Consider the following 12,519-nt stretch of genomic DNA (forward strand, 5'->3'; position numbering starts at 1 on the left):
CCTGCCCTCGCCCCCGACCCCGACCGCGAGCCCGAGTTGGAGCCTGAGCAGCCCGAGCCCCAGCTGGAGACCGAACCCGAACCCGAACCCGGAGCCGGGCCCGGACCGGAGACGGAGTCGGCGTCCGCGAAGGCGTTCGCTTCGGCATCGGTGCCGGCCCGGACGGCCACCGTCTCCACGTCCTCCAGCGGCTCTTCCGCCTTCTCCGTCTCCTCCGCGTCTTCCGAGTCGGAGTCCTCCGAGCCGGCCTCTGCCTCCGCCTCTGCCTCCGCCTCTGCCCCCGCGGTGACGACGTCCCAGGTGACCGCCCCCGCGCCAACTGCCTCGGAAGCGCCCACGATCCGTATCAGCGACGCACCGATCAGCGCGTCCACTCCGGGTGCTGTGCCGGTGGACGATTCCGTGAGCGAGTCGGCCCGCGACCACGCGACCGATTCCGCATCCCGTCCCGTGGATACTCGTCCCGTGGGCAGCCCCACGCACGGCTCCGACGGGCCCCGCTCCTCCACCGCGCGCCCGATCGTGATGAAGCCCCTCGCCGACCCGGACGCACCCGGCAAGACCAAAGCCCTGTGGACTCCGAGACGTCCCCCGACGCGTGCGGTCGCCGAACTCCCGCCGCAGCTCCACGCCGTGGCACGTCCGGGTCCCGCCGCGCCCCTGCGTTACGAGCTGTGCCGCCTCGTCAGCGTCCGCAGCACCTGGATCGCCATTGCGCTCACGGTGGCGGTGGCGCTCTGCGTCTCGCTCGTCATGGCGCGCACCGGAACGGGAGTCCCCCCGCACGCGGGCGACTCGCTCACACCCGCCGTGCGTCTCCTGACGGGCTGGCCCGCGGGCGGGGCGTTCCTCCTGCCCCCCGCGGCGGTGGCGGCGGGTCTGCTGGGGGCCTTCGCCTTCGGCGAGGAGTTCCGCTATCCCGCGCTCGCGCCCGCACGTTCGCCCGTACCGCGGCGGCTCAGCCTCCTCGCGGCCAAGCTCGCCGTCTCCGCGTCTCTCGCCGTGCTGCTGAGCATCACAGTCGCCGTCGTCAACGCGGCGGGCGTGACGCTGTTCTTCGGTTCCGGAGCCCTCGCCCTGCCTTCCGGCACGGCGTCGTCAGCCGCAGGCACCGAAGGCTCGTGGCAGTTGCACCTCGTGGCGGTGTTCGCGTTCACCGCGGGCTGTGCCTGGGCCGGAGTTCTGGCATCGGGAATCTTCCGGTCGGGCACCGTGGGCACTGCGGTCGTTGTGGCGGTTCCCTTGCTGCTGGCCCCGGTTGTTCGGAGCATGCTCGGCGACGGCACCGCTCCGGGCCGCTCCACCGATGGACTCCCGGGACGTCTGGAAGCCGTGTTGCTGGTGCCCTGGCCGCCGGGGACCGAGCGCTGGATCGCCGCCATGCTCGACGTGGCTTCCCAACCCGTAGGCTTCGCACTGGTGTTGTCGCTGGCGGCTCTGCTGACCGGCTACCTCGTCACGATGCTCACCGGCAGAGCCGGATAACGACCGGTCGGCCGCCACACATCCACAACCACCCGTCACTCGCGCGTCCACCACGACCCGTCGCGCGAGCCCCCCACGACCCGTCACGGTCGGACGCCACGGCGCTGGGACCCCTGACGCGACCGTCGGCCCCTCGGCTTCATTACCCCAACACCCGGAATACGACAGGCAGATGGTCCGCAGGCAACGCGTTCTTTCCGATAAGGCGTCAATTGCGCGGGGACCAGTGATCACCCTTTCGTGTGCTTTTCACCAAAGCCCTCAAGGCCGCCGGGAGGGCCGCCGACAAAGGATGCGTGACTACCCTTGCGCACTCCATGATGACCGCCGCTCGCTCCGCCGACTCGGGCCTCGCCGGCCCGGGCGAACTCGACCGCTACGCCTACGCCGAGTCCTCCGGCACCGCCCGCACGACCAGCAACGCCCCTGCCTGGCAAGGCTCGGAGGCCGACATCAACCGCGCCGGCCGCCGGGCGTCCGGCAGCCGCGGACGAGGTCTGCACGGCCAACTCGTCCAGCAGCTCGGTCAGATGATCGTCTCCGGCGACCTCGGGGCGGACCGCCCGCTCGTCCCGGAGGAGATCGGCCACCGCTTCGAGGTCTCCCGCACCGTCGTCCGTGAATCGCTTCGCGTACTTGAGGCGAAGGGACTCGTCAGTGCCAGGCCCAACGTCGGTACGCGGGTACGGCCGGTCAGCGACTGGAATCTGCTCGACCCGGACATCATCGAGTGGCGTGCCTTCGGCCCCCAACGTGAGGACCAGCGCCGGGAGTTGCGTGAACTGCGCAGCACCATCGAGCCGTTGGCCGCGCGTCTCGCCGCCGGGCACGTCCGGGACGAGATCCAGCAACGCCTCGGCGACATGGTCGAGATCATGACGCACGCGGTCGGCCAGGGCGACACCCTCACCTTCTCCCGCGCGGACGCCGAGTTCCACGGACAGCTGCTGCAAGCGGCGGGGAACAGGATGCTCGAACACCTCTCGGGCATCGTCTCCGCGGCCCTTCAGGTCTCCGGCGGCTCGGGCACGGGATGTGACGTGGCCACCGAGGCGTCCATCGCTCAGCACCAGCGCGTCGTCGACGCTCTCGCCTCGGGTGAGGGAGCCGCCGCGGAGTCCGCGATGCGGCAGGTGCTCGGCGGCGGGCGGTCCGAGGCGGGCGCCCCCGTCGCTCCGCCCGGCGTCGCGGGGCCGGCCGCGGGACCGGTCGCCGGACCCGGCGGGCCCGGTGGCGGCACAGGGGGCGCGGGCGGTGGCGACCACGTGGTCCCGGCTCCGCGAGAGCACTGAGCCGGGCGGACGCCGGGCAGTGAGGGCCGGTCCCCGGCTCCTGCCTCCGGCCCTGTGCGGCCAATGCCCCGCGCGGCTCCACGGCACGAACGGCTGTGCCGCCGAAATCCGGCGGCACAGCCGTTTCCGCCCTCGTGCATACGGGGCAGCTTCCTTGGAGTGGTGTCCTATTCGTCGCGCTCTTTCCAGAATGTATGGAGAGCGGTGTGACCCGGGCCACGTGTATTGCCCGTAACGCTTCGCGTCACAGCGCGATGACTCAAGAGGTGACAGCCGAGGACGGAATACTGCGCCCCGAGCCGGCGCTCGTGCAGGCGTTGTATTCGTCCACAGCTCAGCCCGCGCCGTCGGTTCATCCCCACCGGCGGTTTGCCGTTTCCATCGTTCCGAGAGGTTGTTCGTGTCGGCCAGCACATCCCGTACGCTCCCTGCGGAGATCGCCGAATCCGAATCTGTGGTGGCGCTCATCGAGCGGGGAAAGGCTGAGGGGCAGATCGGCGGCGACGACGTGCGTCGGGCCTTCGAGGCTGACCAGATTCCGCCAACCCAGTGGAAGAACGTACTGCGCAGCCTCAACCAGATCCTCGACGAGGAGGGTGTGACGCTGATGGTGAGTGCCGCAGAGGCCCCCAAGCGCACCCGTAAGAGCGTCGCGGCCAAGACCCCCGCCAAGCGCACCGCCACGAAGACGGTCCCGGCCAGGTCCGCGGCCGCGAAGAAGGCGCCCGCCAAGGCGGAGCCCGCTACCGCGGAGGTCGCCGTCGCAGCAGCCGAAGAGACCGTCGATATCGACGCCGTCGAGGTGGCAGCCGAGCTGGCCGCCGAGCCGGTGAAGAAGACCGCCAAGAAGGCCGCCGCCAAGAAGACGGCCAAGAAGGCAGCCGCGAAGAAGACGGCCGCACCGAAGAAGACAGCCGCCAAGAAGTCCGTCGTCGACGAGATCCTCGAAGACGGCGAGGAGCCGGCCGAGGAGTCACCGGCCAAGCCCGCGAACAAGCCCGGCGCCGAGGACGGCCCCACCGCCGAGGTGAAGAACGAGAACGAGGGCTTCGTACTCTCCGACGACGACGAGGACGACGCACCGGCACAGCAGGTCGCCGCCGCCGGTGCCACCGCCGACCCGGTCAAGGACTACCTCAAGCAGATCGGCAAGGTCCCCCTCCTCAACGCCGAGCAGGAGGTGGAGCTCGCCAAGCGGATCGAGGCAGGCCTGTTCGCCGAGGACAAGCTCGCCGCCGCCGACAAGCTCGCGCCCAAGCTCAAACGTGAGCTGGAGATCATCGCCGAGGACGGCCGCCGCGCCAAGAACCACCTGCTGGAGGCCAACCTCCGGCTCGTGGTCTCCCTGGCCAAGCGATACACGGGCCGCGGCATGCTCTTCCTGGACCTGATCCAGGAGGGCAATCTCGGTCTCATCCGTGCCGTCGAGAAGTTCGACTACACCAAGGGCTACAAGTTCTCGACGTACGCGACGTGGTGGATCCGTCAGGCCATCACGCGCGCGATGGCCGACCAGGCCCGCACCATCCGCATCCCGGTGCACATGGTCGAGGTCATCAACAAACTCGCCCGCGTCCAGCGTCAGATGCTCCAGGACCTCGGCCGCGAGCCCTCCCCCGAGGAGCTCGCCAAGGAACTGGACATGACGCCGGAAAAGGTCGTCGAGGTCCAGAAGTACGGGCGCGAGCCCATCTCTCTGCACACGCCTCTGGGCGAGGACGGCGACAGCGAGTTCGGCGACCTCATCGAGGACTCGGAGGCCGTCGTCCCCGCCGACGCGGTCAGCTTCACGCTTCTCCAGGAGCAGCTGCACTCGGTGCTGGACACGCTCAGCGAGCGCGAGGCGGGCGTGGTCTCGATGCGCTTCGGCCTGACGGACGGTCAGCCCAAGACGCTCGATGAGATCGGCAAGGTCTACGGCGTGACGCGTGAGCGGATCCGTCAGATCGAGTCCAAGACGATGTCGAAGCTGCGGCACCCGTCCCGTTCCCAGGTCCTGCGCGACTACCTGGACTGAGGCGCGGCGCCCCGCACGACGGCGATCACACACGGCGAGGGCCGGTGACCCTACCAAGGGGCACCGGCCCTCGCCGCGTGCGGGCAAGGGCCCTCCGGATGCGGAACTGCTCCATCCGGATCACCCTTGGTGGTCCGGAACGGCCCTCCCCGGGCCAGTCACCGCCAGGAGGCTCCATGCGTCCGCTGCGCGCACTCCCGCTGCCCTCGCTCATACCCGCGCTGCTCGGCGTCCTGCTGGCGCTGCTGCCCGCGTCACCGGCCCGGGCAGGGGACCGGGTCGTGGTCGGGGGGCACCCCGTGGACGCCGAGCAGCACCCCTGGGTAGTGGCCCTCGTCAGCCGTGACCGCTTCGGGGACGAGCGTTCCGGCCAGTTCTGCGGAGGCGCTCTCGTGGGCGCCCGTACGGTGATCACCGCCGCCCACTGCCTGAGCCGCGAGGTGCTCGGAGTCGATCACGGCAAGGTCGACGACCTGCACGTCATATCGGGGCGGAACGATCTCGACACCGCCTCGGGCCACGAGGCGAAGGTGCGCACGAAGTGGATCAACCCCGGTTACGACGCCGGGACGAACGCGGGCGACATCGCCGTGCTCACCCTCGACAAGTCCATGCCCGCGGGCGCCACGATCCCCATGGCCCGAAGCGGCGACAGGGGCTACAAGGCCGGAGCCGCCGCCGAGGTCTACGGCTGGGGCGACATCAGCGGGAACGGCGACTACGAGCCGCGGCTGCGCGCCGCCGACGTCGACATGCTGGAGGACTCCGCGTGCTCCCGCGCGTACCCCAGCGGCTCGGAGGGCGCCTTCGCCAAGGACTCCATGGTGTGTGCGGGGGTCCCGGAGGGCGGCCGGGACGCCTGTCAGGGCGACAGCGGCGGCCCGCTCGTGGCGTACGGCAAGGTCGTCGGGCTCGTCTCGTGGGGAGCGGGCTGCGGCGAGGAGGGCCGACCCGGCGTGTACACCCGCATCTCCGCGATGGCGGACCTCGTACGGAAGCACAGCGAATGAGGAGCCGGGAGCGCCGGCGTACTGAGGTCGGCGGGCGCGTGCGTCGGGGCGAGAAGGGGCCGCACCTGAGGAGGTTCGCCGAGAGCGGAAATCCGGAGCGGGCCGGAGCATCCGGGGCTTGCGCTTCGCACCGCATGCGCCCCGGCGCAGGACCGGGGGCGGGCTTCGATTTCAGGGTGGGACCGGCGGCGGGCCAGGTCCCGGCTCGGGACGCGAGAGGGCGGCCACCCGGTGTCACCGGATGGCCGCCCTCTGATTCCGGCCCTGTGGCCGGCCGAGCTCGTCGGTTCGGGACGTCTGGTCAGGCCGGGACGCTCAGCCCTCTCCCGTCTCGTTGCTGGCGGGAGCGGTGAGCTTCTCCGTCTCGTCCTGTATCTCCGCGGCGATCTTCTTGAGCTCCGGCTCGAACTTACGCCCGTGGTGCGCGCAGAACAGCAGCTCTCCGCCGCTGAGCAGTACGACGCGCAGGTAGGCCTGAGCGTTGCAGCGGTCACAGCGGTCGGCGGCCGTCAACGGAGTCGCGGGGGTCAGAACTGTAGTCACGTCGCCTCTTCTCTAGCTCGACGAGCTGTCGTACCAGGGTCAACATCCAACCAGGCCGAAAACGTTCCCGCTCTCGACGAATCCTCGAAGATTTCTCCCCGGGGCGGCTGCATGTTGCCGGGTGGCGGCGAATGAGCCGTATTACGTGGGTTTGCTTCGTGATCAGGGTGCTTGGTGGCTGTTGTCCAGTTGTTTGCCTGTGCAGTGTTCCCGTGTTGAAGGGGACGTGCCCGGAGCCTAAATGGTTCATGCGTCAAAGGGAACGTGATGTGTGCGTCACCCCATCTAGTTATCGAACGTACGAACGGGGATGGGCTAGCATGTGTGCCCTTCATGGGTGGCGCGGCACGCCCTGTCCTGCACTCTCGGTACCCTCTGACGCGGCAACCAGCCACCACAAGCAGAATTCAGCGAGGAGCGAACCGCGTGACCGCCGACTCTTCCCTGGCCTCCGGCAGGGGGAACACCAAGCCGTCCACCGCGCTGCTCGCCGGGGCAGACAGGGACGGCGGCACGAATTACACCGCGCGGCACCTGCTCGTCCTGGAGGGGCTCGAAGCGGTGCGCAAGCGCCCGGGCATGTACATCGGCTCCACCGACAGCCGGGGCCTGATGCACTGCCTGTGGGAGATCATCGACAACTCGGTCGACGAGGCCCTGGGTGGCCACTGCGACCACATCGAGGTCGTGCTGCACGAGGACGGCTCCGTGGAGGTCCGCGACAACGGGCGCGGCATCCCCGTCGACGTCGAGCCCAAGACGGGCCTGTCCGGCGTCGAGGTCGTGATGACGAAGCTGCACGCGGGCGGCAAGTTCGGCGGCGGCTCGTACGCGGCGTCGGGCGGTCTGCACGGCGTCGGCGCCTCCGTTGTGAACGCGCTCTCCTCCCGGCTGGACATCGAGGTCGACCGCGGCAGCCGCACGCACTCGATCAGCTTCCGGCGCGGCGTGCCGGGTATCTTCACCGAGTCCGGTCCGGACGCCCCCTTCGACCCCGCGAGCGGGCTGCGCAAGGGCAAGAAGCTGCCGAAGAGCCGCACCGGGACGCGGGTGCGCTACTGGGCGGACCGGCAGATCTTCCTCAAGGACGCCCGCCTCTCCCTGGAGACGCTGCACGGGCGTGCCCGGCAGACCGCGTTCCTCGTACCCGGGCTCACGCTGGTGGTGCGGGACGAGCGGAGGCTGGACGGCCAGGAGGCCTCCGAGGAGGTCTTCCGCTACGACGGCGGCATCAGCGAGTTCTGCGAGTACCTGGCACAGGACAAGCCGGTGAGCGACGTGGTGCGGCTCCAGGGGAAGGGCCAGTTCAAGGAGACGGTGCCCGTCCTCGACGACCGCGGCCACATGATCCCCACCGAGGTCCAGCGCGAGCTGGGCGTCGACATCGCGCTCCGCTGGGGCACGGGCTACGACACCACGCTGAGGTCGTTCGTCAACATCATCGCGACGCCCAAGGGCGGCACCCACGTCGCCGGCTTCGAGCGGTCCATGGCCAGGACCGTGAACGAGGCGCTGCGCGCCACGAAGGTCCTCCGCGTCGCCGAGGACGACGTCACGAAGGACGACGCGATGGAGGGCCTGACCGCCGTCGTGACCGTACGGCTGGCCGAGCCGCAGTTCGAGGGGCAGACCAAGGAGGTGCTGGGCACCTCGGCGGCCTCCCGGATCGTGGCGCAGGTCGTGGCCAACGAGCTGAAGACCTTCCTGACGTCGACCAAGAGGGACGCCAAGCAGCAGGCGCGGGCCGTGCTGGAGAAGGTCGCGGCGGCCGCCCGCACGCGGATCGCCGCACGGCAGCACAAGGAGGCACAGCGGCGGAAGACTGCACTGGAATCCTCGTCGCTGCCCGCCAAGCTGGCCGATTGCCGTAGTGACGACGTCGAGCGCAGTGAACTGTTCATCGTCGAGGGCGACTCGGCGCTGGGCACCGCCAAGCTGGCCCGGAATTCTGAATTCCAAGCGCTGCTGCCGATCCGCGGCAAGATCCTCAACGTCCAGAAGTCCTCGGTGTCGGACATGCTGAAGAACGCCGAGTGCGGCTCGATCATCCAGGTGATAGGAGCCGGGTCCGGCAGGACCTTCGACATCGACCAGGCCCGCTACGGAAAGGTCATCTTCCTCGCGGACGCCGACGTCGACGGCGCGCACATCCGCTGCCTGCTGCTGACGCTCTTCCAGCGCTACATGCGGCCCATGGTCGAGGAGGGCAGGGTCTTCTCCGCGGTGCCTCCGCTGCACCGGATCGAGCTGGTCAACCCCAAGAAGGGGCAGGGGAAGTACATCTACACCTACTCCGACAACGAGCTGCGGCAGACGCTCCTGGAGCTGGAGCGCACGAAGGTGCGCTACAAGGACTCGGTCCAGCGGTACAAGGGGCTGGGCGAGATGGACGCCGGCCAGCTCGCGGAGACCACCATGGACCCGCGGCACCGGACGCTCCGCCGGATCAACATCAGCGACCTGGAGGCCGCGGAGACCGCCTTCGACCTGCTGATGGGCAGCGAGGTGGCGCCTCGCAGGGAGTTCATCAGCTCCTCCGCGGCCACGCTGGACCGCTCCCGTATCGACGTCTGAGAGGCGACGGGATCCACGCCGTGCACCGGTACGTCGGGTACGTCGCCTGAAGGGGTGAACGGTCCCGGATGCCCCATCCGTGATCTTCCGTGCGCGCCCATCCTTGGGCCATGCGCACCGAAGATCCCTGGTACGACGCCCTGGCCTCCGGCTGGGACGACCACGACGCACTCTCACCGGCGGCGGGCGCGCCTTCCCCGGCGGCAGGCGCGGCCACCGCGGTCGCCGTGCCGCGCCCGCACCCGCGCGAGGGGCCGCCGCCTGCCGGGGCGGACTCGTGCGTCGGAGCCGCCGAGACGGTAAACACCGGGCCTCCAGGGCCCGTTGAGCGGCGGGAGGCCCGGGACCGCGCCGTGCGCGACGCCCGTGGCGATGTCTATCTCGCGGTGCAGCGCAGTGCCGCGTTCCGACGGGTGCGGCGGCGCTACAGGAACTTCGCGCTGCCGGTCAGCGTGGCGTTCCTGGTCTGGTATCTCGCCTATGTCGTCGCCGCGACCGCCGCTCCGGGGCTGATGGCCCGTCCCGTCGCCGGGGTGTTCAACGTGGCGATGGCCGCCGGGCTCGCGCAGTTCGCCAGCACGTTTCTGCTGACGTGGGCGTACGTACGCCATGCGCGGCTGCGGCGGGACGATCTCGCGCTCGAACTCCGCTGGGAGACACAGGAGTTGGCGCGGACCCGGGCCGCCGCCGGCTCCGCCCTCGCCACCGTCTCTTCCTCCCCGGGGCGGGAGGGCACGTCGTGACGGGCAGCCATCAGACCCTGACGCTGGTGCTGTTCAGCGCCGTGATCGCCGTCACCCTGGCGATCACCACCTGGGTGAGCCGCCGGCGGCGGGGCTCGCCCGAGGAGTTCTACGCGGGCGGGCGGCTCTTCAGCCCGATGGAGAACGGCTTCGCCATCGCGGGCGACTACATGTCGGCCGCGTCGTTCCTCGGCATCTCCGGGCTCATCGCGCTGTACGGCTACGACGGCGTGCTCTACGCGGTGGGCTTCCTCGTCGCGTGGCTGGTGGTGCTGATCCTCGTCGCCGAACTCGTGCGCAACTGCGGGCGGTTCACGCTCGCGGACGTGGTCACCGCACGGCTGCGCGAGCGTCCTGTCCGTATCGCTTCAGGCGTCTCGTGCGTGACGGTGTGCGTGCTGTATCTGGTGGCGCAGATGGTCGGCGCCGGCAGCCTGGTGTCGCTGCTGCTGGGCGGCACGAGCCCGGCCGCGCGGTCGTGGACGGTCATCGGCGTCGGTGCGCTGATGGTCGTATACGTCTGCTGCGGAGGCATGCGCGCGACCACCTGGATTCAGATCGTGAAGGCTGTGCTGCTGCTGGGTGGCGCCTTGACGCTGACGGTTCTGGTGCTGATGCGCTTCGGCGGCGACGTCGGGGCGCTGCTGAGCGGTGCGGCCGAACGCAGCGGCCACGGGCGGGACTTCCTCGCCCCCGGCCTCCGGTACGGCGGCGGGTGGACGCACCGGCTGGACTTCATCAGCCTCGGTCTCGCGCTCGTACTGGGGACCGCCGGACTGCCGCACATCCTCGCCCGCTTCTACACGGTGCCCACCGCGCGGGCGGCCCGCCGCTCCGTCGTCTGGTCCATCGCCCTGATCGGCGCCTTCTACCTGATGACGATCGTGCTGGGCTTCGGTGCCGCCGCACTGCTGGGCAGCGGGACCGTGCGCGGCTCGGACCCCGCGGGGAACACGGCTGTTCCGCTGCTGTCGCTGGAGCTGGGCGGGGGCGCGGGGTCGGCAGGAGGTCCGGTGCTGTTCGCCGTGGTCGCGGCGGTCGCGTTCGCCACGATCCTCGCCGTGGTCGCGGGCATCACGCTGGCGTCCTCCGCGTCCGTCGCGCACGATCTCTACGCGTCGCTGAGCAGGCGCGGTGCGAGGGGGGAGGTGGGCGTCGCGCGGATCGCCGCCGTGGGCACGGGAGTTGCGGCGATCGGGCTGGGGCTGCTCGCGCAGCATCTCAACGTGGCGTTCCTGGTGGGGCTGGCGTTCGCGGTCGCCGCGGCCGCCAATCTGCCGGTGCTGCTGTACGCCCTGTTCTGGCGTCGCTTCACCACCAGGGGGGCGGTCTGGTCGGTGTACGGCGGGCTCGTGCCGGCCGTCGTGCTCGTGGCGCTCTCGCCGGTCGTATCGGGCGGGCCGGGTGCGCTCTTCCCACGGGCCGACTTCGCCGTGTTCCCGCTGGAGAATCCGGGACTGGTCGCGATTCCGCTCGGTTTCCTCTTCGGGTGGCTCGGCACCGTCACGTCGCGGGAGGCCGCCGACGACGCCAAGCACGCCGAGACGGAGGTGCGTTCGCTCACGGGCGCCGGCGCGGTGTGACGGCCCGGCAGGGGGCGACTCGGAGAGGGGGGCACGTGTGGGGGAGCAGCGCGGACACATGTGCTCGGACGCATATCCGCGAGGGGCGCTTTCGCCCGCTTCCGCCAACTCATGAGCGTGCGTTGCCGAGTTGTGAACAACCGCTGGTCGCAGATTAAGTCCAGACCTATTGACATCGCTGTCTGCGCACCTGAGATTGTCTTCAAGACATGACGGCATGCCCATCGATGCGGTCCGCCTCCTTCCGCCTGCAACGCGAACCGAGCTTCGCCCCAAGGCCGTTCACCGGAGCGCGGCTCGTCCGTCGGACTGCCGGAGCGCCACCCGGCCGCCACCGGCGACCGGGCCCTTCTGGACCGCCCCACACGGTCCCTCCCCACAGGAAGGCCCCGCTTCGATGAGACTCAGGACTTCGCTGACGGCCGGATTCCTCGCCGCAGCAGCCCTCGCCACGACTCCGGTGCTGATGTCGTACGCGAATGCCGAGGCACCGCACAAGGCGGAACACACGGCCAAGGCCAAGGCCGCGGAGTTCAGCGACGACTTCGACGGGGCGGCCGGCAGCGCCGTCGACAAGTCCAAGTGGCAGCTGGAGACCGGCGACAACGAGAGCAACCACGAGCGCCAGTACTACACGTCCGGCACGGACAACGCCGCCCTGGACGGTGACGGCAACCTCGTCATCACCGCCAAGAAGGAGAACCCCGGCAACAACGACTGCTGGTACGGCAAGTGCGAGTACACCTCGGCACGGCTCAACACCGCCAGCACCTTCAAGACCACGTACGGGCACGCCGAGACCCGCATGAAGATGTCCGAGGGCAAGGGCATGTGGCCCGCTTTCTGGATGCTGGGTGACGACATCGGCAGCGCGGGCTGGCCCGCCTGCGGAGAGATCGACGTGATGGAGAACGTCGGCAACGAGCCGGACACCGTGCACGGCACCATCCACGGCCCCGGCTACTCGGGCGGCGAGGGCATCGGAAAGGGCTACACCCTCCCCGACGGCAAGAAGTTCGCCGACGACTTCCACACCTTCGCCGTCGACTGGTCGCCGGAGAAGATCACTTGGTCGGTCGACGGCAACGAGTACCAGACCCGTACGCCCGCCGATCTGGGCGGCGACAAGTGGGTCTTCGACCACCCCTTCTACATGATCCTCAACCTCGCGGTCGGCGGTGACTGGCCGGGCGACCCCGACGGCAACACCAAGTTCCCGCAGAAGCTCGTGGTCGACTACGTCAAGGTGACCGGCGGCAACTGACGGGCGGT

Annotated in this window: 8 protein-coding genes; 7 read left to right on the top strand and 1 reads right to left on the bottom strand. The window is 69.9% G+C overall.

What is annotated here, in order from left to right; all coding sequences use genetic code 11:
* Positions 1-1,727 precede the first annotated feature (1,727 nt).
* The 3 genes from HCC61_RS14065 (at position 1,728) to HCC61_RS14075 (ending at position 5,804) form a co-directional block, all read left to right on the top strand.
* Positions 1,728-2,777: a FadR/GntR family transcriptional regulator gene (locus tag HCC61_RS14065; RefSeq protein ID WP_169135778.1), complete on the top strand. Its 1,050-nt coding sequence runs from the start codon at positions 1,728-1,730 to the stop codon at positions 2,775-2,777.
* Positions 2,778-3,177: 400 nt separating this feature from the next.
* The gene (locus tag HCC61_RS14070) at positions 3,178-4,794 is read left to right on the top strand and encodes an RNA polymerase sigma factor (RefSeq protein ID WP_346777190.1); all 1,617 of its coding nucleotides are present in this window, start codon (positions 3,178-3,180) and stop codon (positions 4,792-4,794) included.
* A 176-nt stretch (positions 4,795-4,970) separates the two neighbouring features.
* Entirely contained in the window at positions 4,971-5,804 is an 834-nt protein-coding gene (locus HCC61_RS14075) for a serine protease (protein ID WP_169135779.1), read from the top strand.
* Between the two features lie 315 nt (positions 5,805-6,119).
* Here the strand turns inward: HCC61_RS14075 and HCC61_RS14080 are convergent, their stop codons facing one another.
* Entirely contained in the window at positions 6,120-6,347 is a 228-nt protein-coding gene (locus tag HCC61_RS14080) for a hypothetical protein (RefSeq protein ID WP_169135780.1), read from the bottom strand.
* 426 nt (positions 6,348-6,773) lie between these two features.
* On the opposite strand from HCC61_RS14080, the gene HCC61_RS14085 reads away from it, so the two are divergent.
* From HCC61_RS14085 to HCC61_RS14100, 4 genes are all read left to right on the top strand, one after another.
* Positions 6,774-8,921, top strand: coding sequence for a DNA topoisomerase IV subunit B (locus HCC61_RS14085; protein ID WP_346777191.1), 2,148 nt, complete (start codon positions 6,774-6,776; stop codon positions 8,919-8,921).
* Between the two features lie 110 nt (positions 8,922-9,031).
* Entirely contained in the window at positions 9,032-9,664 is a 633-nt protein-coding gene (locus HCC61_RS14090) for a DUF485 domain-containing protein (RefSeq protein WP_169135781.1), read from the top strand.
* Positions 9,661-11,247, top strand: a complete 1,587-nt coding sequence (locus HCC61_RS14095) for a cation acetate symporter (RefSeq protein ID WP_169135782.1) — start codon at positions 9,661-9,663, stop codon at positions 11,245-11,247. The genes HCC61_RS14090 and HCC61_RS14095 overlap by 4 nt, the downstream gene beginning before the upstream one ends.
* A 397-nt stretch (positions 11,248-11,644) precedes the next feature.
* Positions 11,645-12,511 carry a glycoside hydrolase family 16 protein gene (locus HCC61_RS14100; RefSeq protein WP_169135783.1) on the top strand — a complete coding sequence of 289 codons (867 nt, stop codon included), beginning with the start codon at positions 11,645-11,647 and terminating at the stop codon, positions 12,509-12,511.
* The last annotated feature ends 8 nt before the right edge of the window (positions 12,512-12,519 follow it).

This window comes from Streptomyces sp. HNM0575, from assembly GCF_012726265.1.
GTDB lineage: Bacteria > Actinomycetota > Actinomycetes > Streptomycetales > Streptomycetaceae > Streptomyces.